Raw genomic sequence first — 26,528 nt, 5'->3', positions numbered from 1 at the left:
GTAGTCCAAAAGTTAACATGTATATTTCTTTACTGTTTTGATTCATTTTTCATTACCATAATATGATTTAAATCAATTCAATAAATTTTACAATTAGCTTAGATGATTATGAAGTTAAAAAATTTTTCTTTAAAAAGACATTCTATATCACTACCCTATCTTCTGAATATCCAAGTATAATACTTGTAATCCAATAACAAAATTTTAGAAAAGATATTTACACTTATAACAATCACAAGATTGTTTCAAAAAAATAATATGCTCATTAAACATAAGGGTGCAATGCATTAATATAATAACTAATAATTTAAATATCAAGCTATCAATCAGTCTATTTTTAAAAAAATCAGGAGACATTATTGCGTTAGATGGCAAAACGATGAGAGGTACACGGGATAAGGTTAATGGTGTTCAGGCAATCCATCTGGTCAATGCCTGGTCGGTCGCGAATCAACTTTGTTTTGGTCAGGTCAAAGTCTTGGACAAGTCCAATAAGATTACAACCATCCCGAAGCTTCTGGCCTTGTTAGATATTGAAGAAACGACGATCATGATTGATGCCATGGGTTGCCAGCACCAAATTGCTAACCAAATTGTGGCAGGCAAGGCAGATTATGTGCAGAGGTCGAAAGGTAACCAGGGCGAATTTTACGATGATATTAAACTGTTCTTGAATACGCAGCTGGAAACTCACTTTTCGGCATGTTGAGCATGATATTTATTAGAGTATAGATGGCAATCATGGGCGTATAGAGCAGCGCCAGGTATGACGGGTCAACGAGGTGAGCTGACTGCAAGGAACGCCATCCTCAAATGATGGATCTTACAAATCGAACATTGAAGATTACGCAAATAAATTCAAGTTCGACAATATAAGTTTCTTTTCAGAAAAAAATGATTCATTAAAATCACTCGAACCATCTGTAATTGAAGCTAATGCGAAAAATATTAATTCATTAGACGCACTAGCTAAAATTTCCTTATCTTCTAAAGCATATAACAATTTTAATAAAAAACCCGATTTAGATATGAAAAAAGCCTTACTTTGTGTCAATTTACATCGGTGAAAAAAGCGATAAAGACTATAGTTCAAAGAAAGTTGATTCTGCAATACGAATCTTTGATAGCAAAAAAACCATTCAGTATCCCAAATACTTATTGGAAGCATTGAAATTTGACTAAGCAACTTTTTATTGCCTGTGCTGATGCTGGGAAAACTACGAAAATAGTAAAAGAAGCAATAGAGTTAACAAATAATAACTCTAAGGTACTAATTATAACTTACACTCGAAGCAATCAGAATGAATTAATTCATTAGTTCAAAGAGTTGGGGAGAGTTAGAAGAGAGCTATTTATTGTTAAAGGTTGGTACTCATTTATTTTGGAAGATATAGTAAGACCTTATCAACGCTGTATATTTCCTAGTAGAATTACTGGAATAAATCTTAATAGTAGCAATCCTCACATAAAAAACGGATACATGATAAGAGGAAGGAAAGAAAAAGATGGTAACACGTACAATCCAAAACACTTCTTCGACACTAAAGGACAAGCCCATACAGAGTTTATATCCAAACTTGCCTGTCGCACAATTACAGAATCTGAAGCTGATGTCGCTAGTAGGATAAAATCTATTTATCAACGAGTTTATCTTGATGAAACACAAGACTTAGCTGGATGGGACTTTGACTTTCTAAAACGTATCGTTAAGGCTAAAGAACTCGAATTCCATGCAGTTGGTGATTTCAGACAAACCATTTATCATACTTCTTCAAATCCCAAAAAACCTTCAACAAGTGCTGATAAATTAGCTGCGTATGCCAAAATGGGTTTTAAGGTAAAATCCATGAACGACTGCTGGCGATCCATTGATCTTATTTGCAAATTGGCGGATACAGTTCACGAGGGAGAAAATTATGTACCAACAATATCAAAAGTTAGACCTCCGAAAGATATAAAACATCAAGGAGTCTTCTATATTTCTCCGAATAATGCCGCAACTTACATTGAGCTGTATCAACCAATGATTCTCAGGTACTCCTCAGCCTCAGGTAAAGAGTTTGAACAGTATAGCAACCTGAAAACCTTTGGTAACGCCAAAGGCCAAACAGCAGCACATGTCTTAATTCATCCTACTGAATCTATAGTTAATTTTCTAAAAGGAAAGGAAAAACCATTTGCCAAAAATTCCACAGCTACAGTCCAAAATAAACTCTACGTGGCAATAACAAGAGCTAGATATAGTGTTGCTTTTATTGTGGATGACAAGTATTTTGCTAGAGATTTATGGCAGCCACCAAAAGAAGATTATTTTTTCAAAATTCTATAAATTGATTGACTAAAATTTTCTAACTGATTGAAGTACTAAAGCGTCTATTCAGTCGCTTTAGTATAATTGATGAGTAACTTATTATTTATGATTATTCTTCTTTCGGAGTGTAATTCCAACCGGCCGAACCGCCAAAAGTTGCTCCACCATATCCACTACTTTGAGTGTCTAGCGTTCCTGAATATTTAGCACCAACACCAAGTGCTCCTTGCACTTTTCCTGCTCCATTTAAAGGCACTACTCCTTTAGTGTTCCTCATTTGTTGCTTAAAACTCCAGGTAACATCAGTGATAATCATACTTTTCTTGAGTGTATCAATATCATTCATATATATTCTTAATGAATATGGGATAGTAAAATCTTCAGTATAATTGATAGAAAATATATTTTTTCTTTTAAAAACTGCGCTGCTTGCGAAATTAAGCGCCTTAACGGAGTGAGTTGTACAGTTAACCCCAGTTACATCATAAACATCAATGATTTTCCCAAATTTTTTGGTGGACTCAGGCGGGAAGTACCGCCTATATTTTTACCTGTGTACCATAGGCCTTTAAAATACCTCATTATTGCAAAAATATCTGCATCTCTGATGTTATAAACTTGAGCCTCCATTCTATAAAGCTCAGTTGACATATATTCTATTGCTTCATTATTTTGCAACCAAATTAAAACACCATCACCAGTTATTCTTAATGGTCCAGTATCAGCATAACGACCATAGGTAAATACACTTATTCCACTTTCGGCATGAACGGAAATAAATGTATGGCCTGTACCCTTTGTTTCTACCCATAAAAAAACACCCTTAGGTAGCCATCGACAAGTCGTGTCATACATATTTAATGTATGAGAGTTGAGTTTGTCTAAAATCCTTGATTGTCTGATTATATCCCTATTATTCATTTGTTTTTTATCCTTGCAAGAATATAAATAATAACCATTGATACAGGAAATAAAGTCAATATCCAATGTATATCTTGATTTTTAATGAATTTAAAAAAAGTTGAAAAATTTAGGGTGTAAATAAATGTAGCTATATTATTCAGTAGGCTAACTAAAAAGATAAAAAAAATTATTCGTAAACTGTTTCTTAATTTTTTTCGGAACAAGAATAGGGTAGTGCACAAAACAAACAGAAAATTGTTAGTCAGCATTATATAATTGGTGAGATGAATAAAAAAAGACAATTCGGATGGAGTGTATTTCTTACTTGTCCACAGGATTATTACTTCTTTTATAGTTAAATTAATAGAAATAAATCCTATGTTACTAAAAATAAATAAAATTATTATTATCAACATATTAAATAATAACTTGATCCACATTTACCCTCACTTATGATTTTTATCAATTCGAAAAACAACCACATATAGAAAATTCTTTATCTTACCCATGATAATTGTATATTTTCGATACACCGCAGGACAGAATATACCATAATTATTTATTCTAGTGTGATTGACGGGAAAGCTGTAAAATCGTAATTAATATCGCATATTAAACAAATAGTTACAGTTGCCTGTGTTATATTTTGTTTAAGACGACAGATTAAAACCACACTGACGCGCTGCGCTTGTCTTCTCCGTGCTACTTGGCTAATGAATTAAACCAGTAGCACGGAAAGCTGGAAAAACACCTGCCAGAGAAAACATTTTTATCTATCCCTCCCTGTTAAAGAATTAGTAATAAAACTGTTCACTCTTAAATATTTTTATTTAAATTCATATTGTTAAAGGGTGATGACTTGAAACCAAACTCATCACCACTATTCACCCTATAATACATTGATATATCTTGCTTAAATTATAGAGTGAACAGTGGTGAACACTTTTTTATATTTCTTTGAGAAATTTCAATAAAAAATTATTCGTCTGGCAGGTCTTCCCTTGTTAAATTTAGCATCCATTCATTGACGTTTTCAATATTCAGGCTCAGATTGCTGCAAATGCCCTGTTTACTTTTCTTACGCAGGTAATGCAAGCCGTACTCTGCTAACGCACCCGGCATATCCATACCAAATCAGGTAACAGAAATGGGTTTATCCAGATTATTACCTTTCATATAAGCAAAGTAGGCATGATAAAAATATTTACGGGGATTAAACGGCATAATTTCCGCATTACCAATTAACATGCCATCAGCTTCATCGGAAGCAATCAGATAACCGCAAAAATCCATTAAGGAATCTGTGCCACGTTTGATATCTAGCGCTTCTTCGGATTTCTGTTGCTCTGCCAGTAAACGTCTTGCATCTTTCGGAGCAGCAAATCGATAAAGTAAATGCTGGATAATCACAGGCAATTCCGCCGCTATTTTATCCCGCAGAAATGGATCACGTTCATGTTCCGGCACGATCTCAGAAAAGTTGAAAATCACCCGGCGCCGTGACACCCCGCCACTGCGATCACTGAAACTCATGGCGTTATTATTCACCGCTAACACCACAGCAGGAATGCGGGTTGAATAGGGCTGTTTATGCTTCTCGATAGTAACTTCATCGCCGCTTTAATGCCTGAACCATCGCCTGCATAGCAAGTTTGATCAGGCAAAATAATTAGTGAGTGGCCCACAATCAGTGCTCTATCCCGTGCATTTTCCAGTGCGGACATATTTGCTGATACAATATTCCCTTTGCCTGCCAGCATAGCGCAATGAACCAACCAACAATAAACTAATTGGATAACTCTCCAAAATAATAACATCGGCAAGTTTGTAGTTTTTTTCTTTGGGCTTCGTAGTCTCGATTTATCGGGCGTTTAGTTTCATTTTTGGGCACATTTAAAATCGAAGTGTAGATGCCCCAAATTATGCCCCTTGGTGCATGTTGATTGCAACAGACCACAGTAGACGACAAAATAACGAAATTTGTTGATTTATTGGAATTTTTAGGGAATTTATAGACTTGATTAGAAGTTAGAAAACTAACGAATGGTGCGAAGGCCGGACTCGCATATATCACTCAACCTCATGATTTAAAATAATTAATAATAAACGTTATGATATTATACCAACGCAGATACCAACACGTGATTTCATTGATTTTCGGCATCGATCCCGGAAGAGCATGACTGGGGTTAGATGCCGAATTCTATTACGCATCATCTTCCTCGACAGACTCCAAAGCATCAAGCTCTATTCGGACCATCGCAATAGAACCAATACGGATGAAAGCATCCTCTCCATCTATGTCGGTTAACTGATATCGCTCTGTTGATTCCGGCTCTGATTCAAGAATGTCAAAAAATGCATTCAATTGACCAATATCATCAATTCCGTCGCCCTCAGAGATCTCAGGCTCACAACACAGCTCAATAATAGGACCACCATTCACTATAGTGATATGGACATTCCCATAGCTTTCCTCATTTGCATCGCTATCCTCTTCATCTGGAATAGGTTGAAACGCATCGAACAGGAATTGGTGGAAAATCACTTCTCGGGCATTTAAGGCATAACGATGCTGCTCAGAATCGAAAACAAAAAAATGCTCACGATCTGGTACTGCGCTTTCCTGAAAGTATGAGTAAAAACGACGCTTATCAGCCGGGGAAATAGGTAACAGTAAAAAATCTTGCTGACCTCGTAACCAGAGTTTCACACTCCAAAAGCAACCATCCATTTCAATACCATTAGCGGCGATATTTTCCAGCTCATCGTCACTACGACTGCTTTGATTGCGCAATTTCTTCAGCAAGTCATCGCTATCAGGAAAAACAGCGCTTAACGGTTTCTTTAAGACAGCGCTGATCGCTTGCGCTAGCCCCAATTTGGCCGCAACTTTCCCTGTTTCGATACGCTGAATCTGCTGTTGGCTGGTACCAACCATATCTGCCAACTCACGCTGAGTAATTGATAGTTGGGTACGAAGTTCTTTGATTTTGTTTTGCAAGATGGCATACCTCCTACTTAAAAGTAATGGATGCCATTAAAACACATTAATGAGTAAAAAACACAAAAAAGAGTTATAAATCGGTAAGCAATACTCGTTAACGTAAAAAGTGCTTCCTCATCATTCTTCTTTTGTATGCCAGAGATCTACGATGTAGATAGCAGTGTCGGTGAGCTCGTAGTCTTTGAATAACACTTTTCGACTTTCCCCTCTGCTTATAAAAACATCACATCTCATTTTGCTGGCAACGCCCCCGGATAGTGCTTCGCCACGATATCATTCATCTTTTCGACCAGATCCAAACGCTTAAACGCGATGTGCCCAGTCCCCTTCTGGAAATAGCGAATAGTGAAGAGATCGTCCTCAAACATCTGCGCACGAGGGTTATCACGAATAAAATCCATAAATCGGATGGATACATCATGTCGATTATCAGGAATGGTGTTACCCGGATCGATGCCATTCGCCAACAACTTACGTGCTTCGTCACGACGTGTTCTGGCATCCGCCAGCGAGATGTCAGGATAAACCCCAAGTGCCAGCATTTTTTGCTTGCCGTCAAAACGGTACTGCATACGCCAGTATTTAGAACCATTCGGGTGGACGAGCAGATGCATAGCTGCCATCGGTCAGCTTATATTGCTTTTCCGTTGGCTTGGCTGTTCTGACTTTGATATCTGTTAACGCCATGCTTATGCCCTCCCTGTTGGTACGAGCATTATCGAACCAGAAATACCATCATCTGTACCAACATATGTTGGTAGATGTACGTTGAAGTCGGTTGACCTTGAGAGAGTTAATATAACGAAAAAGATGGGTAACTGCTGGATTTTAGACATAAAAAAAGACGTCAGTTGACGTCCATTGATATTCCGTTGGTGCCGAAGGCCGGACTCGAACCGGCACACCCGAAGGCGGTTGATTTTGAATCAACTGCGTCTACCGATTTCGCCACTTCGGCACTGAAGGGGTCGGAAAACGAGAGCCATTATACTTGTCAGAAGACCATTCGCAACACTTATCCTTTCAATTTTGTTCAAGCGCCGAAAAAAAAAGCAAATCTACCTGTTTTTCTACAAAAAAGCTCAAATCTCAGCCTTATTCATTCTATCTAACATCAATCAACCCGTTATAACGCCTTATCACCAATAGACAACCTATAAACACCTTATATAATTCAAAGCAAAACACTGTCTTGAGGTAAATAACTATGACTCTTATCAATTGGATCTTCGCTGGTATTCTGTTGGGCTTCATTATCGGTGCCGTTATTGCGATATTTAAGAAGAACAAATAACGGTTTTGTCCCCTCAATTAATTACGCTCCCTGATTGGTTAATCCAAAAATGAACAAACGGCTCTATAAACTTTGTATAGTTTCCGCTCTTTCATTAGCGCTTTCAGCTTGCGCTACCTCTGGTCATTCACATCAGAGCAAAACTCAGCGCTCAAGTATACAGCCCACAAAATGGGAAGTGTTTGACGGCAATGCCTACAGCCGAAAACTAACTTCAGCGCTGGTTGAACAGTATGCCCAGTCAATCTTTAATGAAGGTAATCCGTTAGGTATGGCAATGGTAGTTATTGATAATAATCAGGTCATGCATCGCAGTTTTGGAGAAACTTATCCAGGGAGTGGTATTAAGCCAAATCAGAATTCTTTAATTCGTATTGCTTCTATCACCAAATTGATGACTAGCGAGGTGATGATCAAACTGGCAGAGAAAAAACGGATTAGGATCACCGATCCATTGCAGAAATATTCTTATTATGGCGTCCGTATACCAAACTTTAGCGCAAATCAACCAATCCGGTTGTATCATCTGGCAAGTCATACCAGCGGGCTACCACGGGAACAACCTGGCGGAAAGTGGGGACGCCCGGTGTTTATCTGGCCAACTCAATCCAATCGTTGGACTTGGCTGAAATCCGCTGAAATAAATGCCGTTCCTGGTACAACAGCTTCTTATTCCAATCTGGCCTACGATTTATTGGCAGATGCGCTTTCCAAGGCGACAGGAGAGCCTTATCCCCGACTTCTGCGAGAAGAAATCACCCATCCTTATAAGATGAAAGATACAACCCTGACGCCTACCCAAACTCAATGTGCCCGGTTGATGGAAGGGATCAAATCCAGTCCCTGTATCAGTACTATTGCCGCAGCAGGCAGTGGAGGAATTTATTCTACCCCCGCCGATATGCAGCGTTGGATGCAACAGTTTTTATCTTCTCACAATCAGTTGAGGAAGCAGACAGCCAGCCGTGAACAGGGTATCTACTTTAAACGCGCCGATCTGACGTCAATCAAAGGAATGGATGTGGCAGGCCAGGCCGATGGTATCGGGCTTGGTTGGGTTTATATGAATAGCAAAAAAGATATTCCGGGTATCTATCAGAAAACCGGCGGCGGTGGCGGGTTCAATACTTATATGGCGATGATCCCTGAAAAAAATATCGGGGTATTTGTGGTAATGACTCGTAAAGAGCACAGTAAGTTCCATCGTGTTACTAAGGGTGTAAATGAGCTGATCACTGCGCTGGCACAGAACCATAATCAGAATTCAGGAGCAAAGTCGTTAGAATTGGTAAAAAGATAATTGATAAAAAAGCAACAGCCTGAGTTTTACTGTTCAAAAATTCAGGCTGTATCTGATAGAAATTAACGGAAGTCATTTATATTTCTGCTGGATCTTCCGTTACAAAAGAATACCCGAGAAGCAAGGATGTCCTTCAATTCAACGGGATCACAAGTCTTAAATGTGTATTCAAATTCATTCACTGAGTTCCAAAAAGCAGTCTTTAAACGAGTTGTTTCACTACATGTGCTTCCAGACCCAAACAGAAACTCGTACATATCGTCGATATCATAATCAGATGCCAATACCCTTTTGGGTTCTCCGTCTCTATTGTTAGTGACAGAAGCATTCCAATCTAATCGTGATATATTTTCGAAAGCCCGGGTTCTTTTATTATAATTAGTGGCCATCACTTCAATCACTCCCTCATAAGCCTCGACGATAATTCGGGCCGGATTAGGTAGTAATCGGGAAAATCTACCTGCAAAAGAATCACTATACCAACCCCTATTATCTGCCGAATAGCAGAATAACAAACGGATATGCCGATATCTAAAAATATCATTTTTAAGATATCTATTTAAAATCAATATTAATTTTTCCGGTTTAATGAAATTTAAAGATCTATCTAGCGTGCCAAGACTTCCCCCTAATGTGCCATGGCCCGATATAGTCAAGCGTCGCTCATTAGGTGCGTTATAAGGTACATCTTCAAAAAGATGGAATCCTTCTGGGAAAAATTTAAGGTATTTCATAAAAAAACCTCACATCGGCGACTCAACAACAATCAATAACTGTTTTTTCAGAAAGATACAGTGATTATTTACATGTTAATGACATTCACAAATCCCAAGTTTCAATAAGTAAAAGTAAGGATAGATAAAACAAAATAGAAACAGGCAGTGAATAGATGGTAAATAAATTAAAGGAATGAGTACCATTACCAGAAAATAACTATATTTTATAATAAGCAAATAGTAACTCAAGTAAACTAATTTTATCCAAAATATGCCTGTCATACAAAAGCTCAAAACAAATCGCCTCCACCATTAAAGGCAGAGGCGATAAGAAAATTCATTTGTATATAAGATAGTTGCTGTTATTTTCGGTACAAAAGTAAGTAAATACTCACTGCAAAGAACAACAAACTTGGCAGCAGTGCTCCCAATATTGGTGGCATGCTATAAACCAGACTGAGTGGGCCGAATATCTCATTGAGAACATAAAAGATAAAGCCAGTACTTATCCCCACTACAACTCTTAACCCCATAGGAACACTACGCAATGGGCCAAAGATAAAGGAGAGTGCCATCAGCATCATGACCGCAACGGATAACGGAGCAAAGATCTTTTTCCACATATTGAGTTCGTAGCGCCCGGCATCCTGCTGACCCTGTTTCAGGTAAGTAATATATTGATGCAGACCACGAATAGAGAGTGCAGCAGGCTCAAGAGCAACAACCCCCAGTTTTTCTGGTGTCAGCCAACTTTTCCAGTCAGCAGAGATACGCTGTGAACCAGTGATCCGACCGAACTGACTTAAATCAGACTCTTCAACCTGAGACAACTTCCACTGCTTGTTGCCCTGATCATACACAGCAGAAGCCGCATATCTCACTGATAACAGTTTTCTTTTGTCATCAACATGATAGATACTGATACCATTCAGGGAGTTATCTTTACCCACATTCTGGATATAAATAAAATCCTGACCATCTTTTGTCCAAATCCCTTTAGCAGTGGATACTAAAGAACCGTCATACATCTTTTGGGAACGGAAGTTACGGGCAATTTGTTCACCTTGTGGAGCCACCCATTCACCGATAACCATCGTCAACAGAACCAATGGGATCGCGGTTTTCATTACCGAACCAGCCACTTGCAAGCGGGTAAAACCAGCAGCCTGCATAACCACCAGCTCACTGCGGGTTGCCAGTGCTCCCAAACCCAGAAGTGCGCCCAACAATGCTGCCATCGGGAAGAAAATCTGGATATCTTTGGGAACACTCAACAGCGTATAAAGGCCGGCAGAAAGAGCGGTATATTCCCCCTGACCGACTTTACGAAGCTGCTCAACAAATTTGATGATGCCGGACAATGACACCAGAGTGAACAGTGTCATCAGAATGGTTTGTAGGATCGTCCGCCCGATATATCTATCTAATACACCAAACATCAGGCTGCTCCTTGGATCTTAAAGCGTGAACGCAGCTTACGCATCGGGACGGTATCCCATACGTTGAGCACCAGTGCCAAAGCAAAATACGCACCGTTAACCAGCCACATCCAAAACAGAGGGTTAAGTTTGCCCTTACCGCCATTGGAATGGAGGGAACTTTGCAGCAGGAAAAAAATCAGATAGAGCAACATGGCTGGCAACATACTGAGCACACGCCCCTGGCGCGGATTGACTGCACTGAGCGGAACAACCATCAGCGCCATAATCAAGACAGAAACAATCAGGGTTAAACGCCAGTGGAATTCTGAGTGGGAATCCGGATCGTTGCCATGCCACAGCTCATCCATTGATTTTTGTTCAACTTTGCCGTTGTCAATTTCCGGGCTTTGGTGCCCTATGACTGCCCGATAGTTTTGAAATTCTGTGATGCGGAAATCACGTAACAATGCAGTACCTTCGTAACGTGTTCCTTCATGAAGTACCGCTACCTGATTGCCATTCGGTAACTCTTCCATATGCCCACCATCAGCGATAACCACAGAAGGCCGCTGGTTATGCACTGGTCGAAGCTGAGCAAGGAATACATTCTCAAAATTATTTCCTTTGACGTCACCGATATACAACACCATGTTGCCATCTCTGGAAGGTTTGAACTGCCCTTCCATTATCGCCGCAAGGCTTGGGTTAGCTTTTGCATCTGCCAGCACTTGTGCCTGATATTTGGATGACCATGGAGTGAGCCAGATAACATTGACCGCTGCCAGCATTGCGGTAAGCAGAGCCAAAATGAGAGCAGATTTCACCAACACACCTTTGCCTAAACCACAGGCATGCATGACAGTGATCTCACTTTCCATATAGAGTTTGCTAAATGTCATCAATACCCCAAGAAACAAACTCAGAGGTAAAATTAGCTGCGCCATCTGCGGCACGCCTAAGCCTAACAAAGATAAAACTAAATTTGCGGGAATATTACCTTCTACTGCCGCACCCAATACCTCAACTAATTTCTGACAGAAAAAAATCAGCAATAAGATGAAAAGTATTGCGATTTGACTTTTCAGAGTTTCCCGTACCAGATATCTAATGATGATCACGCTTATTACGCCTGTGAAAACTTGTCTTTTTGCAGGAAAGTCGCTAACTTCGTCGTATATCTACCATTTATATGAATCAGTTTGGCTTCCCCATTGCTAAAATGATACCAAAGCATTCCATATATTCGTTCTCAATTAGAGCACAGTTATCGTTAGCTAAGTATCTAAAATTAATATGCTCAGCTTAACATAACAGAGAACTTTATTTGGGATGATTTAACGCGGAACGTGGTATTTTAGCGATTGTATCTGTCTTTGTCTTTAAGATTCAGGAGAACGCATGGAGTTTAGTGTAAAAAGCGGTAGCCCGGAAAAACAACGCAGTGCGTGTATTATTGTCGGCGTATTTGAGCCTCGCCGTCTGTCCCCTATCGCAGAACAACTTGACAAAATAAGTAACGGTTATATTAGTGCCTTACTGCGCCGCGGTGAACTTGAAGGCAAAGTGGGCCAAACCTTATTGCTGCATCACGTTCCTAACGTGCTGTCTGAACGAATCCTGTTGGTTGGATGCGGAAAAGAGCGTGAACTGGACGAGCGCCAGTATAAGCAGATTATCCAGAAAACGATCAGCACCCTTAATGAAACAGGGTCAATGGAAGCGGTCTGTTTCTTGACAGAATTACACGTCAAAGGGCGCAATAACTATTGGAAAGTACGTCAGGCTGTCGAAACAGCAAAAGAATCTCTGTATGTTTTCGATCAGCTTAAGAGCAGCAAAAATGAACTGCGTCGCCCCTTGCGTAAGATGGTTTTCAATGTGCCGACTCGCCGTGAATTGACCAGCGGTGAACGCGCTATTCAGCACGGTCTTGCCATTGCATCCGGTATTAAAGCGGCAAAAGATCTGGTCAATATGCCACCCAATATCTGTAATGCTGCGTACCTTGCATCACAGGCACGCCAGCTTGCTGACAGTGCTGATAATCTGATCACCAAAGTGATTGGTGAAGAACAGATGAAAGAGTTAGGCATGAATGCCTATCTGGCAGTGGGGCAAGGTTCCCAGAACGAATCTCTGATGTCAGTGATCGAATATAAAGGCAGCAAAGATCCCAATGCGAAACCTATCGTGTTAGTGGGTAAAGGGCTGACTTTCGATTCCGGCGGTATTTCTCTCAAGCCAGCCGAAGGCATGGAAGAGATGAAATTCGACATGGGGGGTGCCGCTTCTGTTTATGGTGCCATGCGCGTTGTCGCAGAGCTACAATTACCTATTAATATTATCGGGGTATTGGCAGGATGCGAAAACATGCCTGGTGGTCATGCTTATCGTCCCAGTGATATTTTGACCACCATGTCCGGTCAGACTGTTGAAGTGACGAATACGGATGCGGAAGGCCGTCTGGTATTATGTGATGCGCTGACATATGTTGAACGTTTCGAGCCAGAACTGGTTATTGATGTTGCCACTCTGACAGGCGCTTGCATGGTTGCGCTGGGAAGCCACTACACAGGCTTGATGTCCAACCATAACCCGCTTGCACATGAGCTATTGAACGCGTCAGAACAAGCGGGAGATCGTGCATGGCGTCTGCCACTGGGTGACGAATATTCCGAGCAGTTAGAATCCCATTTTGCTGATATGGTCAACTCGTGCGGACGTCTTGGTGGTGCCATCACTGCCGGTGCTTTCCTGTCCCGATTTACAGCTAAATACAACTGGGCACATCTGGATATCGCTGGTACAGCATGGCGTTCAGGCAAAACAAAAGGAGCAACGGGTCGTCCGGTTGCACTGTTGTCACAATTCCTGTTAAATCGTGCAGGTTTGAATGCCGATGATTAATACCCGGACTAGCCATTTTTTGCTTAAAGGCTAACGTAAAAGGTATTAAAAAAGTCAACGGGATTGAGGGTATTGCAATAGCAATACCCTTTTCCGTCACTTTGCCCATCATTTTTTCTATCACTCGCTTTCTGTAATCATGAGACATTGTCAGTAAAAGAATTTATGAAAAACGCTACTTTCTATTTATTGGAAAAGCTGTTGTTGGAAAAACCGTTACAGGAAGAATCATCGTCTTTTGATGAATTGCAGCCGCATGAATGGCTGGCATGTCAGTTGGCTGCTGATCAATGGCGTGCAGGGAAGCGGGTTCTGATTGCTTGTGAAAGCCAGCAACAGGCCGAAAAACTGGATGAAGCACTATGGCAGCGAAAGCCAGATCAATTTGTGCCACATAACCTTGCAGGAGAAGGCCCTCGTCATGGTGCCCCCGTGGAACTGTGCTGGCCGCAAAAAAGAGGCAACGCTCCCCGTGATATTCTGGTAACGCTGCTTCCTCATTTTGTAGACTTTGCCACGGCTTTCCATGAAGTGATAGACTTCGTCCCTATTGATGAAAATCTGAAACAGTTAGCGCGCGAACGATATAAATCCTATCGTAGCGTCGGCTTTAATTTGACCATGGCAACCCCGCCAACCTATTGAATATCAAGATACAATGGAAAAGACACCCGCTACTAAAACGCAATCTGAGCCATCTCTCGATAAAACATACAATCCGACAGAGATAGAGCAACCTCTTTATAACCACTGGGAAAAGAGTGGTTATTTCAAGCCGAATGGCGATACCAGCCGTGAAAGTTTCTGCATCGTCATTCCGCCACCAAATGTGACCGGAAGCCTGCATATGGGGCACGCATTCCAACAGACGATCATGGATACTATAGTGCGCTATCAACGCATGCAGGGCAAAAACACGCTATGGCAAGTCGGTACTGACCACGCAGGCATCGCAACGCAAATGGTTGTTGAGCGCAAAATCGCGGCAGAAGAAAACAAAACCCGCCACGATTACGGCCGCGATACCTTTATTGACAAGATTTGGCAATGGAAAGCGGAATCAGGCGGCACTATCACCAAACAGATGCGCCGCCTGGGTAACTCTGTGGATTGGGAGCGTGAACGCTTCACTATGGATGAGGGTTTGTCAAAAGCCGTTAAAGAAGCCTTTGTTCGCCTGTATCAAGAAGATCTGATTTACCGTGGCAAACGTCTGGTTAACTGGGATCCTAAACTGCGCACTGCAATTTCTGATCTGGAAGTCGAAAACCGCGAAGTGAAAGGCTCTATGTGGCATCTGCGTTATCCATTGGCTGACGGTGCCAAGACTGCCGAAGGCAAAGATTACCTGATTGTTGCTACTACCCGCCCGGAAACCATGCTAGGGGATACCGGCGTTGCCGTTAACCCGGAAGATCCGCGTTATAAGGATCTGATTGGCAAAGAGATCATTCTGCCACTGGTCAACCGTCGTATTCCTGTCGTGGGAGATGAGCATGCAGATATGGAAAAAGGCACCGGCTGTGTGAAAATCACTCCGGCTCACGATTTCAATGACTATGAAGTCGGTAAACGCCACAGTCTGCCAATGATCAACATCCTGACCTTCGATGGCGATATCCGCGAAGCCGCAGAAGTTTTCAACACTAATGGTGAAGTTTCTGACACTTACTCGACCGAAATTCCGGCTGAATACCGTGGCATGGAACGCTTTGCTGCCCGTAAGGCGATTGTCGCTGAATTTGAAAAACTGGGCCTGCTGGCAGAAATCAAACCTCATGAGCTGACCGTACCTTACGGTGACCGTGGCGGCGTGGTTATCGAGCCAATGCTGACTGACCAATGGTATGTCCGCACAGCGCCACTGGCAAAAATGGCGATTGAAGCGGTTGAAAACGGTGATATCCAGTTCGTACCAAAACAGTACGAAAACATGTACTACTCCTGGATGCGGGATATTCAGGATTGGTGTATTTCCCGTCAATTGTGGTGGGGCCACCGTATTCCGGCATGGTATGACGCACAAGGCAATGTTTATGTTGGACGCGATGAAGAAGAAGTTCGCCGCGAAAACAATCTGGGTGCAGATATTGTACTGACTCAGGACGAAGACGTACTGGATACCTGGTTCTCCTCTGGCCTGTGGACATTCTCTACCCTCGGCTGGCCTGAGCAAACTGAAGCCCTGAAAACCTTCCATCCAACGAATGTGCTGGTCAGTGGTTTTGACATCATCTTTTTCTGGATTGCCCGCATGATCATGATGACCATGCACTTCATCAAAGATGAAAACGGCAAACCACAAGTACCATTCAAAACTGTTTATATGACCGGTCTGATCCGCGATGAAGAAGGTCAGAAGATGTCAAAATCCAAAGGAAATGTTATCGACCCATTGGATATGATTGACGGTATCCCGCTGGAAACTCTGCTGGAAAAACGTACCGGCAATATGATGCAGCCACAAATGGCAGAGAAAATCCGCAAGCGTACCGAAAAACAGTTCCCGGAAGGCATTGAAGCCCACGGCACTGATGCCCTGCGTTTCACACTGGCAGCACTGGCTTCTACTGGCCGTGATATCAACTGGGATATGAAACGCCTGCAAGGTTATCGCAACTTCTGTAACAAGCTATGGAACGCCAGCCGTTTCGTGCTGATGAACACTGAAGGACAGGATTGTGGCCAAAACGGTGGTGAAATGTCACTGTCACTGGCAGATCGTTGGATTTTGGCTGAGTTCAACCAGACAGTAAAAGCCTATCGCGAAGCACTGGATACTTACCGTTTCGATATCGCCGCCAATATTCTTTACGAATTCACATGGAACCAATTCTGTGACTGGTATCTGGAACTGTCAAAACCAGCTATCAACAAAGGTGCTGAAGCAGAAGTCCGCGCAGCGCGTCATACTCTGATCGAAGTATTGGAAGGTTTGCTGCGTCTGGCTCATCCAGTCATTCCATTCATCACCGAGACTATCTGGCAACGTGTGAAAGTGGTTAAAGGTATTGATGCGGATACTATCATGCTGCAAGCTTTCCCTGAATTCGATCAGGCTAAAGTCGATGAACTGGCGCTGAACGATCTGGAGTGGATCAAGGAAGCGATCATTGCGGTACGTAACATTCGTGCAGAAATGAACATCGCACCAAGCAAGCCACTGGAAGTTCTGCTGCGTGATGCAAATGCTGATGCACAACGTCGTGTAGCTGAAAACCTTAACTTTATTCAGGCAATGGGCCGTCTCTCTTCTGTTACTGTATTGGCAGCCGGAGAAAAAGCGCCTGTTTCTGTGACCAAACTGATCAACGGTGCAGAAATACTGATCCCAATGGCGGGTTTGATAGATAAAGACGCAGAACTGGCTCGTCTGGATAAAGAAATCGAGAAGCTGGATAAAGAAATCAACAGCATCGAAACCAAACTGGCTAACGAAGGTTTTGTCAGCCGTGCACCAGAAGCCGTTGTTACCAAAGAACGTGAGCGTCTGGCAACAAACAATGCTGCTAAAGAAAAATTACTGGCGCAAAAAGAGACCATTGCTGCCTTGTAATATTTCTTAAATTGAATTAAGCCACTGCAAAAAAATGCAGTGGCTTTTTTTCCTCAAATTAATTGATGATTGTTCAATTTCACCGATTGATATACTAAATCATTATAATGATTTAAGACTTATTAAGATAATTATCAAAAAATAGATACCAATAGATTTCGGTTTGATTCTTACCGGCACAGAATCGTCTGAGGAATAGCAATTAAATGCCCCTAAAAAAAGCCTCCCGTAACAAAATCTGTAATAGCGGCAATTAACAGCAAATTGATAGACTGGGTGGCAGCAATATTCCCAAAGACAGGCTTAGTCACAGAAACAGCAATATTCAGAGATTACAAACAAATTTTCAGTATTATTCCCATCATCTGAAATTAAACTGTTTTGACCTTTACAGATTTCTATTGGTCATTAGCTTTTATTATAATGAAGCGATAAACGCCAATCTTTGTATGGTGTGGCACGTGAAATGAAAAACTCTCGACCGCATCTATTCTTAATAATTGAAAATAATCCTAACAAAAAGAGTTTACCATGAATAAGAACAGCAAAAATTATATAAAATGGTGGTTGGAGCAGGAAAAATTAAGAACAAATAATGGAACCCCTGTAAAAATCACACTGGCAGGAATTAAGTTATCTGTTATTCCTCAAGTATTCCTTCCATCCCCATTACAAACGCATTCTACACCATTACTTATAAAAAATATTAGACATCACAATTTTACGGAGAAAAAAGTTCTTGATATAGGAACTGGCAGTGGTGTTCTTGCCATTTATTCTGCTCTTAATGGCGCATCTTTGATAGTAGCAACAGATATCGATGACCATATATTATACCATGCTAAAAACAATGCTTATTTGAATAAGGTTACTGACATCCATTTTATGAATAGTAATCTCTTTGAGTCTGTCGAAGGTAAATATGATTACATATTCGCTAATGGGCCAATTTCTCCCGAATCTTGGTCAGAAAAAAGCCTTTCAGGACATACCATATCAAGTTACGGAGAAACTCTTTTTAGCCAGTATCGTAACTATCTGACAGATGAAGGGACAATGTTTATGACATTCGCAGAATTCGGCCCAACGGAGGCATTCTACAAAACACTTCAAAAGTATTCCGTTATGCACAAAGAAAAAAGAGAGAAAAAATTTGGGATATGGTGGAGTTTTCATGAAATAAAAAAATAAATTCGATAAACAGCAGAAAGGGTATCAGTCTATCCATTTGCAGTAAGATTCGTACTACCGCTCGTGGTAGAAGAAAAGACGGGACTGATCAATCACATTGGCTGAGTATGGCATTATTTTGAAAAAAGGGCTTCTGCACTACATTCTCTGTTGCCAACCTCACTGGAAGACCATCACTCTGCCATGATTCCAAAGTTAAAAATCTTGATGCAAGGTCAATATGCCCGTTTAGTATAGTTAAACTCTTTAATATAGAGCCAGTGTGTTTACTAATAAAATAAACAGTTATTGCAGTAAAAGTGAATACAGATGGGCAAATAATCCAGCATCCCTTTTCTGAATAATGAGTTTTGCATTGAGCACAAAATTTTAATATTAATAAATTCACACCCAAAATCACGATATAAAAACATTATATTAAAAAAATGATTATTCAATATTTTTAATACTATCTGTTTGCGATGGATGATTATTGACATTTTAATAAGGAAATTAAAATATACCTTATAATTTCATATTATATATAAACCAGCTGGACGTAAAAATGAATCATGTATTATATTTGATAATAAATCTCTTTATCAGGAAGGTAAAATGAAAATTGTAAGCAAGATATTATTAGCAAGTATTATCCAATTAGGTTTTACGCATTTGGCTTATACAAAATCTGTCCTTGATAATATTCAATCCACAGGTGTATTCAGAATTGCAACGGAAGGGGCTTATGCTCCGTTCAGTTATCATGATGCTTCTGGAAAACTAACCGGATTTGATGTGGAAATCGGTCGTGAAATTGCTCAGCGTATGAAAGTTAAACCTGAATTTATTGAAGGTAAATGGGACGGGCTAATCGCGGGCCTTGATGCCGGACGCTCAGATGCAGTTATGAACCAAATTGCGATTACACCTGAACGTAAGAAAAAATATATATTCTCTCTGCCTTACGTCATTTCTGAAGCCGTGCTAATTATCCGAACAGATAACAACACAATTAAAACATTCAGTGACTTGAAAGATCGGACTTCTGCCCATACCCTGACCAATAACTTCGCCCAGATTGCCCGTAAACATGGTGCCGAAATTATCGGTACAAATGGTTTCAATCAAGAGGTGGAACTTGTCAGTACAGGTCGTGCTGATGCCACCATTAATGACAAACTTTCCTATCTCGACTACAAAAAACATCGACCAGAAGCGCCAGTAAAAATAGTGGCAACTGATACCAACGCAGCGCAAACCGCCGTGCTCCTGCGCAAGAACGACACTGAATTAAAAGCCGCGGTTGATAAAGCCATTTCTGAGATCAATGCTGACGGCACTTATCAACGCATTTGGGATAAATATTTTGGCGAGGAAATAACAAAATAAATCAAACAGGGCCTGATGGAGCAGGCTCTTGATCTTTCCAAATCAAGTGACGCTATACTTCCCTTATATTCCTAACTTATCCATTAGTTCTAAGCTATAACTTTATTTTATATAACTATGATCTCTTATTGCCATATCATCAATAAAACAATCACATAAGAAATAAATACTTTTTGAAGTTAGGCTATATACCCAATGGATTGCAAGCTGCAACACGAAAGACGGGTATAAAATATAGGAACAATATATGACTCCATCCTGGCTCAGCTTAGCGCTCGATTCCCTTTGGCCCATGCTTTACGCAGGTCTGACATTCACTATTCCCCTTACCCTGATTACATTTGCTCTTGGGCTTACACTGGGGTTTATTGTTGCCCTGATCAGGCTTTACGGGCCTAAGCCGCTGGTTGCAGTCGTACGTTTTTATGTTTGGTTGATCCGTGGAACCCCCTTACTGGTACAACTATTCCTGATATTTTACGCCCTGCCCAGCATCGGCATTACATTGGAAGCATTCACCTCTGCCGTGATTGGCTTTACCCTGAATGTTGGTGCCTATACCTCGGAAGTGATCCGCGCAGCTCTGAATTCCGTTCCCAAAGGACAATGGGAGGCTTCCCATTCCATCGGCATGAGTTGGTGGCAATCCTTGCGTCGGATCGTGCTGCCACAAGCAGCAAGAGTTTCAATACCTCCACTGTCCAATACCTTTATTTCACTGGTAAAAGATACCTCTTTAGCTTCTGTCATTACCGTGCCAGAGATGTTCCTGGCTGCACAACGCATCGCTGCCGTGACATACCAACCAATGATCCTGTACACCGAAGCAGCTATCCTTTATCTGATCCTGAGTTCGTTGCTATCGGCACTGCAAGTTCGTCTGGAAAAGAAATTCTCCCGGCAATACTCTCAAAATAGCAATAATAAGGAAGTCAAAGATGATTCAGCTCTCTAACATTGAAAAAAGTTTCGACGGACAAAAGGTGCTGAAAAACATTAATCTGACTATTCAGGAGGGCAATCTGACAGCGCTTATCGGGCCTTCCGGCAGTGGAAAAAGTACTCTGTTGCGTTGCATTAATCTGCTAGAAATTCCGCAAGCGGGCCAACTAATGATCGGCAAGGAAAAAATCACATTTACAGGTAAAGAGCGACTGCCTCACAAAGAAATCCAGCGTTTTAGCCTGCAAACTGGCATGGTATTCCAGAATTTCCAGCTTTTTCCTCATCTCACTGTGATTGAAAACATCATGGAAGGACTGATTTGGGTACAAAAATGGCCGCGTGAACGCGCCAGAGAACGAGCACTTGAATTACTGGAAAAAGTGGATATGTCCCATAAGGCTGATGCCTGGCCAACCACATTATCAGGAGGCCAGCAGCAGCGTGTTGCCATTGCCAGAGCGATGGCCCCATCCCCCAAAGTATTATTGTGTGATGAACCCACTTCAGCCCTTGATCCTGAATTATCGAAAGAAGTCGTCTCAGTATTGAAACAGCTGGCGGACGAAGGAACGACCATGTTAATGGCAACACACGATCTGCGTCTGGCCGCTAATCTTGCCCATGATGTTATCTTTTTGGAATTCGGTGAAATTATTGAATCAGGAAGCGCAAAACACATGTTTACCCGCCCAAATCAACAGCGTACTGTCGAGTTTATTTCAACCCTGACAGAAACCTTACCGGATTGGGAAATATAGAGCACCGTGCCACCGTTATTCTGAAAAAAATTTAGTTTGAAAAAGTTGATTTGAAGAAAAATTACTTCGGAGAAAAACAATGAAAGTATTCTTGAAATTATTACTGGCTGGTGCCGCTGCCCTTGCTATTTCTGCTCCCAGCTATGCCGGTAAAGATTTTGATGCCATCAAATCTTCTGGCGTATTTAAGATTGGAACAGAAGGCACATATCCTCCTTTTACCTACCATGATACCACTAACAAACTCACTGGTTTTGACGTAGATATTGCCAAAGAAATTGCGCATCGCCTGAATGTCAAACCAGAGTTTATGGAAGTAAAATGGGATGGCCTGATTGCGGGGCTGGATGCCAAACGTTTTGATGCCGTTATCAATCAAGTGGGTGTCACCCCAGAGCGGGAAGCCAAATACAGTTTCTCAATCCCTTACTCAACATCTCAGGTTGCCTTGATCACCAGAGATAACAACAACAATATTAAATCATTCGCTGATCTCAAAGGAAAACACTCAGCTCAGTCTCTGACCAGTAACTACGGTCAGTTAGCAACATCTTATGGGGCTAATTTGGTCAGTACGGATGGCTTTAACCAATCCATTGATTTAGTTGTCACCGGACGGGCAGATGCAACCTTAAATGACCGTCTGTCATTTTTGGATTTCAAAAAACACCGCCCTAACGCACCAGTTAAAATTGTTGCCCAGCAGACTGATGCAAGTAAATCTGCCGTTTTGCTGCGCAAAGGTGATCCGGAATTGGTAGAAGCCATCAATAAAGCACTGCAAGACATAAAAGATGATGGAACCTATACCCGTATTTCTGAGAAATATTTCGGTACTGATATTTCGAAATAACTCATCACTCAATTCGTAAAACCACGGCATCGCTATGATGCCGTGTTGTTTATCATTTTCGTGAATCCTTTAATAATACCTCAACAATATTGATGATAATCTGAAACATGGTTCCAATATCCACGCTTCTTACATCGTACTTTCCGAAACACACCTACTGTCTCGGATTATCGTTAATCACAAAATAAAAATACAAAGAGGAAAAAATGGCCAACAGTACAACACACGGCTACATCATCCGTCCTATCACCCGACAGGACAATGCAGACATTGCTGCTGTTATCCGTGAGGTATCTGCCGAACACGGTTTAACCGCTGACAAAGGTTTCGCCGTCGCCGATCCTATTCTGGATACCCTGTATGAAGTTTACAGCCAGCCACGCAGCGCTTACTGGGTTGTTGAAATGGAGGGGAAAATTGTCGGAGGCGGAGGGATTGCGCCACTGGCAGGTGGTGACAATGATACCTGTGAACTACAAAAAATGTATCTTTCATCGGAGCTGCGGGGAAAAGGCGTTGCCAAACAAATCGTAAAACAATCTCTGGAGTTCGGCACAGAACAAGGCTTTACACGCTGTTATTTAGAAACCACAGCAGATCTGAAAGCAGCCATTGCACTATATGAAAAACTGGGCTTTCGCTATCTTGACGAACCACTGGGCAATACCGGGCACAGTGATTGTGAAATCAGAATGATCAAGGCACTATAACAAACTCTATATCTTTTGGATTTCAATAAATAAACCCCACTGTTTACGCGGGGCATATGTTATGAACCGATTCTTGAAAAGAAGTTAGTGCAGTCTGGGTTCATCTTCATCCGGGAAAAGAGCACCGTCGTCATCTTCATTATCCGGCGCATTCGGATCTTCAAAATATGTACCCCAACCATCGTAATTCACGCCGATCTTTTCAGCCAGATCCATCAGTTGCTCAACCTGTACGTTGATCAGTTCAGCATCCAGACGGCTTTCACCGATCACATCGCAACACATCAAAACAACGCGATCTTCTGTTTCCAACTCTTCCGCATCTGTCACTTCATAACCAAGTTTAAATGCTTCAACAGCTGCTTTTTCCAGAAGATCAAAATCCTCTGCCGAAAAATGATGTTCAATAATATAAAGCGCATCAGGATCACTGCCATCTTCCAATAATTCTTCGATGATCAAGCGAGTTTCTTCACGCTGTTCTTCTAATGCATGTGGGTCTGCCATGCCAATCCCCCTGTCAGTTGGCTATCCTGTTTCGCATTCTCCCATCTTTTCCCTGCAAAGGATATAGCTATCCAATTTTGTTAAACAGAAAATACTGGTCGTAAATGACTGAATTCCAATTATCATAATGATCCTCAAATTACCGATTCACATTATAGGGGTTGTAATTAGATTTTTTACCGATATATAGTGAATATTAATTCAATATATTGCTCATGGAGAAAATGCTGTATGAATCCATTTTTCCAACATCATTTCCTGAGATTACTTGATTATAAACCCTCAGAAATTGATACACTTTTAACACTGGCAGTTAAATTAAAAGCGAATAAAAAATCAGGTAAAGAATCTCCCTTACTGGCAGGAAAAAATATCGCCCTGATTTTTGAGAAAGATTCGACCCGTACACGCTGTGCGTTTGAAGTTGCAGCCCATGACCAGGGAGCACATGTCACCTGCTTAGGTCCCAGTGGCAGCCAGATCGGCCACAAAGAGTCTATCAAAGATACTGCAAGGGTACTTGGGCGTTTGTATGATGGCATTCAGTATCGTGGCTATGGACAGCATATTGTCGAAACATTAGCGGAGTATGCTGGTGTTCCTGTCTGGAATGGGCTGACAAATGAATTTCATCCGACTCAACTGCTGGCAGATCTCATGACCATGCAGGAACATAGCCAAAAACCACTCACAGAAATAAAACTGGCCTATCTGGGTGATGCGCGTAATAACATGGGCAATACAATGTTAGAAGCAGCCGCATTGACAGGTTTGGATCTGCGTTTAGTCGCTCCGAAAGCCTGCTGGCCAGAGCCTAAACTGGTGGCAGAATGCCAACAACAGGCCAAAAAAACGGCAGGTAAGATTACACTGACAGAAGATATTACAATGGGCGTTAAAGATGTGGATTTTCTCTATACCGATGTCTGGGTTTCAATGGGAGAGTCTAAAAACGTCTGGCAGGAGCGAATTAACTTATTAAAGCCTTATCAGGTCAATATGGATATCGTGAAATTGACAGAAAATCCGAATGTGAAATTCCTGCATTGCCTGCCGGCTTTCCACGATGAAGAAACAACACTTGGTAAACAATTAGCGGAAGAGTTCAAACTGTATGGTGGGTTAGAAGTCACTAATGAATTGTTTGAGTCAAAACACAGTATTGTGTTTGATCAGGCAGAAAACCGTATGCATACCATTAAAGCTGTCATGGTAGCAACGTTGGTACAAGAGCTGAATTTGTGATTTGATGTGCAACCATCAGCAATCCATCACTACTTAAATTACCATTTCATTGTTTTTGAACCACATTATCAGGCAGCCATGGGGATAACGCTTCCATAGTATCTTCCCCATGATTTTTGAATTCCAATTTACCGTGCAAGGCTGCCTCAATCCTCAAACATTATCAATGCCAGCCTATAATACCATTTAATTATAATTTCATTATATTACTTTTCAGTAGCAAAATAGTTTATTTTCTGTCTTCTGAAACCTCCTCTAATCAAAAAATCATCTAATCTTATACTTAAGTTACCAATTTCACAGAACGACAATCAATATATAAGATTAATTAAATAATGACAGGAGCTCGATATGACAGCATCATTACCAAATAACACTGGAAATGAATTACTGAAAATATGCCAGGAAGTGCTACTCGTAGAATCGATGAGTATTAAAGATGATTTTTTCAGTCTTGGAGCAGATTCCATTTCATTAGTTGAAATACAAATTTCTATTGAGGAAAATTTAGGAAAGAAAATAGATTGGAGTGACGTACTTAGATTCAGAAATGTTGAATCCCTCGCTGCTTTTATTGATTCCAGTTACCGCCTTCCACCTCAAGACAGAAGGGAAATTGAATGGCATGGAGTAAAATATGCCTTTCGTGTTATTGGTGATATAAATACCACGACAGGAGTCCCCAAATTAGTTATAGCTGGTGGTTTCCAGGATATGTACTCCTTACCTCATCTTGAATATCTTCTCAAAGATGACAGCCCTTTAATTATGGTTGATTTACCGGGTATAGGATCTGCGGACAATATTCCAGACAATAAAAGCTTTGAGTTTCTTGCCGAATGTACACGACATATTTTAGATGCCCTTTCCTTGCAGACAATAAACCTCATTGGTATTTCATACGGTGGGGCTATCGCCCTGGCGTTTGCGTATCAATGGCCTGACAGGATTAATAAAGCCGTATTAGTTGGCACAGCACTTACTCAGCCACTTCACATTCAAAACAGACTAAATGCAGCGTTACAATTACTAGTTGAGGGAAAATATGAGGAGTCTGTTGAGAAGATAATTTCAAGCCTTCTCTGTCTCGAACCAGACATTGATATATTAGGAAAAGAAACGACATATAAACTTTTGAAAAAAACACTATTAGAATCAACACAACATCAAGGAGAAAGATATAAGCATCTCCAAATGCATCTTTTGAACCAAAAGAAATACGAGAGAGCAGATAATTTTGATAAACCCATTTTATTTACAACCGGTGAATACGATATCATCACACCGCCTGAAAATGTTAAAATTTGCTCATCTCTTTTTCCAGACTCAATATTTGCCATCATAAAAAAATCAGATCATCTTGTAATGGTGGAACGCCCAGATGTACTGGCCAATCTCCTTATTCAATTTTTTAATGGGGAAGATTTAATCAAAAATAACTTAAACGACATTGAATTCATCAATTAATAATTACTAAAAATAAGGATACATCCTATATAGCTGTCATCTTTCAAGCTATAGCTTTGCTGATCGCAT

Annotated in this window: 21 protein-coding genes, 1 tRNA gene and 3 pseudogenes; 14 read left to right on the top strand and 11 right to left on the bottom strand. The window is 41.0% G+C overall.

What is annotated here, in order from left to right; genetic code table 11:
• Positions 1-379 precede the first annotated feature (379 nt).
• Together BDD26_RS02330 and BDD26_RS02320 are read left to right on the top strand one after the other, a co-directional pair.
• Positions 380-709 (top strand): ISAs1 family transposase, encoded by a 330-nt coding sequence (locus BDD26_RS02330; protein WP_244922629.1) that lies wholly within the window; start codon positions 380-382, stop codon positions 707-709.
• 672 nt (positions 710-1,381) lie between these two features.
• Complete coding sequence (locus BDD26_RS02320) at positions 1,382-2,329, top strand: UvrD-helicase domain-containing protein (protein WP_211305441.1); 948 nt, start codon at positions 1,382-1,384, stop codon at positions 2,327-2,329.
• Positions 2,330-2,420: 91 nt separating this feature from the next.
• Here the strand turns inward: BDD26_RS02320 and BDD26_RS02315 are convergent, their stop codons facing one another.
• The 7 genes and pseudogenes from BDD26_RS02315 to BDD26_RS02280 form a co-directional block, all read right to left on the bottom strand.
• Positions 2,421-2,657: a hypothetical protein gene (locus BDD26_RS02315; RefSeq protein WP_115825437.1), complete on the bottom strand. Its 237-nt coding sequence runs from the start codon at positions 2,655-2,657 to the stop codon at positions 2,421-2,423.
• A 131-nt stretch (positions 2,658-2,788) separates the two neighbouring features.
• Positions 2,789-3,232, bottom strand: a complete 444-nt coding sequence (locus BDD26_RS02310; protein WP_115825436.1) for a hypothetical protein — start codon at positions 3,230-3,232, stop codon at positions 2,789-2,791.
• Positions 3,233-4,192: 960 nt separating this feature from the next.
• Positions 4,193-4,980 (bottom strand): annotated as a pseudogene (locus tag BDD26_RS02300) (primase-like DNA-binding domain-containing protein); the annotation flags it as partial.
• A 440-nt stretch (positions 4,981-5,420) separates the two neighbouring features.
• Positions 5,421-6,218, bottom strand: a complete 798-nt coding sequence (locus tag BDD26_RS02295; RefSeq protein WP_115825434.1) for a helix-turn-helix transcriptional regulator — start codon at positions 6,216-6,218, stop codon at positions 5,421-5,423.
• Between the two features lie 233 nt (positions 6,219-6,451).
• Positions 6,452-6,667: pseudogene (locus BDD26_RS19680) on the bottom strand (DUF4942 domain-containing protein); the annotation flags it as partial.
• Positions 6,662-6,908 (bottom strand): annotated as a pseudogene (locus BDD26_RS19675) (Arm DNA-binding domain-containing protein); the annotation flags it as partial. The pseudogenes BDD26_RS19675 and BDD26_RS19680, both read right to left, overlap by 6 nt.
• Positions 6,909-7,094: 186 nt before the next feature.
• Positions 7,095-7,179: transfer RNA gene (locus tag BDD26_RS02280), tRNA-Leu, on the bottom strand.
• Positions 7,180-7,564: 385 nt separating this feature from the next.
• Between BDD26_RS02280 and ampH the strand changes: the two genes are divergently transcribed.
• Positions 7,565-8,815 (top strand): D-alanyl-D-alanine-carboxypeptidase/endopeptidase AmpH, encoded by a 1,251-nt coding sequence (gene ampH, locus BDD26_RS02275; protein ID WP_115825433.1) that lies wholly within the window; start codon positions 7,565-7,567, stop codon positions 8,813-8,815.
• A 62-nt stretch (positions 8,816-8,877) separates the two neighbouring features.
• On the opposite strand, the gene BDD26_RS02270 is transcribed toward ampH, so the two are convergent.
• The 3 genes from BDD26_RS02270 to lptF form a co-directional block, all read right to left on the bottom strand.
• The gene (locus BDD26_RS02270; RefSeq protein WP_038266711.1) at positions 8,878-9,549 is read right to left on the bottom strand and encodes a hypothetical protein; all 672 of its coding nucleotides are present in this window, start codon (positions 9,547-9,549) and stop codon (positions 8,878-8,880) included.
• Between the two features lie 344 nt (positions 9,550-9,893).
• Positions 9,894-10,970, bottom strand: a complete 1,077-nt coding sequence (gene lptG, locus BDD26_RS02265) for an LPS export ABC transporter permease LptG (RefSeq protein WP_038266709.1) — start codon at positions 10,968-10,970, stop codon at positions 9,894-9,896.
• Positions 10,970-12,070, bottom strand: coding sequence for an LPS export ABC transporter permease LptF (gene lptF / locus BDD26_RS02260; RefSeq protein ID WP_038266706.1), 1,101 nt, complete (start codon positions 12,068-12,070; stop codon positions 10,970-10,972). The genes lptG and lptF overlap by 1 nt, the downstream gene beginning before the upstream one ends.
• Before the next feature lie 280 nt (positions 12,071-12,350).
• On the opposite strand from lptF, the gene pepA reads away from it, so the two are divergent.
• The 9 genes from pepA to BDD26_RS02215 all read left to right on the top strand — a co-directional run bounded on the left by pepA (position 12,351) and on the right by BDD26_RS02215 (position 23,240).
• Positions 12,351-13,859: a leucyl aminopeptidase gene (gene pepA / locus BDD26_RS02255; RefSeq protein ID WP_038266703.1), complete on the top strand. Its 1,509-nt coding sequence runs from the start codon at positions 12,351-12,353 to the stop codon at positions 13,857-13,859.
• Positions 13,860-14,024: 165 nt separating this feature from the next.
• Complete coding sequence (locus BDD26_RS02250; protein ID WP_038266699.1) at positions 14,025-14,504, top strand: DNA polymerase III subunit chi; 480 nt, start codon at positions 14,025-14,027, stop codon at positions 14,502-14,504.
• Positions 14,505-14,517: 13 nt separating this feature from the next.
• Positions 14,518-17,415, top strand: a complete 2,898-nt coding sequence (locus BDD26_RS02245) for a valine--tRNA ligase (protein WP_115825432.1) — start codon at positions 14,518-14,520, stop codon at positions 17,413-17,415.
• A gap of 531 nt (positions 17,416-17,946) precedes the next feature.
• On the top strand, positions 17,947-18,606 hold the full coding sequence (locus BDD26_RS02240) for a N5-glutamine methyltransferase family protein (RefSeq protein WP_115825431.1): 660 nt from the start codon (positions 17,947-17,949) through the stop codon (positions 18,604-18,606).
• Positions 18,607-19,200: 594 nt separating this feature from the next.
• On the top strand, positions 19,201-19,974 hold the full coding sequence (locus tag BDD26_RS02235) for an amino acid ABC transporter substrate-binding protein (RefSeq protein ID WP_115825430.1): 774 nt from the start codon (positions 19,201-19,203) through the stop codon (positions 19,972-19,974).
• Positions 19,975-20,221: 247 nt separating this feature from the next.
• Positions 20,222-20,929 carry an amino acid ABC transporter permease gene (locus BDD26_RS02230; protein WP_038266691.1) on the top strand — a complete coding sequence of 236 codons (708 nt, stop codon included), beginning with the start codon at positions 20,222-20,224 and terminating at the stop codon, positions 20,927-20,929.
• On the top strand, positions 20,913-21,677 hold the full coding sequence (locus BDD26_RS02225) for an amino acid ABC transporter ATP-binding protein (protein WP_038266688.1): 765 nt from the start codon (positions 20,913-20,915) through the stop codon (positions 21,675-21,677). The genes BDD26_RS02230 and BDD26_RS02225 overlap by 17 nt, the downstream gene beginning before the upstream one ends.
• Positions 21,678-21,756: 79 nt before the next feature.
• The gene (locus tag BDD26_RS02220; RefSeq protein ID WP_038266685.1) at positions 21,757-22,530 is read left to right on the top strand and encodes an amino acid ABC transporter substrate-binding protein; all 774 of its coding nucleotides are present in this window, start codon (positions 21,757-21,759) and stop codon (positions 22,528-22,530) included.
• Positions 22,531-22,736: 206 nt separating this feature from the next.
• Positions 22,737-23,240, top strand: a complete 504-nt coding sequence (locus tag BDD26_RS02215; protein WP_115825429.1) for a GNAT family N-acetyltransferase — start codon at positions 22,737-22,739, stop codon at positions 23,238-23,240.
• Between the two features lie 84 nt (positions 23,241-23,324).
• Here the strand turns inward: BDD26_RS02215 and rraB are convergent, their stop codons facing one another.
• Positions 23,325-23,747, bottom strand: coding sequence for a ribonuclease E inhibitor RraB (rraB, locus tag BDD26_RS02210; protein WP_038266679.1), 423 nt, complete (start codon positions 23,745-23,747; stop codon positions 23,325-23,327).
• 231 nt (positions 23,748-23,978) lie between these two features.
• On the opposite strand from rraB, the gene argF reads away from it, so the two are divergent.
• Both argF and BDD26_RS02200 read left to right on the top strand, forming a co-directional pair.
• Positions 23,979-24,992, top strand: a complete 1,014-nt coding sequence (argF, locus tag BDD26_RS02205) for an ornithine carbamoyltransferase (protein ID WP_038266676.1) — start codon at positions 23,979-23,981, stop codon at positions 24,990-24,992.
• Between the two features lie 351 nt (positions 24,993-25,343).
• Positions 25,344-26,459, top strand: coding sequence for an alpha/beta fold hydrolase (locus tag BDD26_RS02200; protein ID WP_038266673.1), 1,116 nt, complete (start codon positions 25,344-25,346; stop codon positions 26,457-26,459).
• Positions 26,460-26,528 lie beyond the last annotated feature (69 nt).

This window comes from Xenorhabdus cabanillasii, from assembly GCF_003386665.1.
GTDB classification, from domain to species: Bacteria; Pseudomonadota; Gammaproteobacteria; order Enterobacterales; family Enterobacteriaceae; genus Xenorhabdus; species Xenorhabdus cabanillasii.
This window is presented reverse-complemented; position numbering and strand designations above follow the sequence as displayed.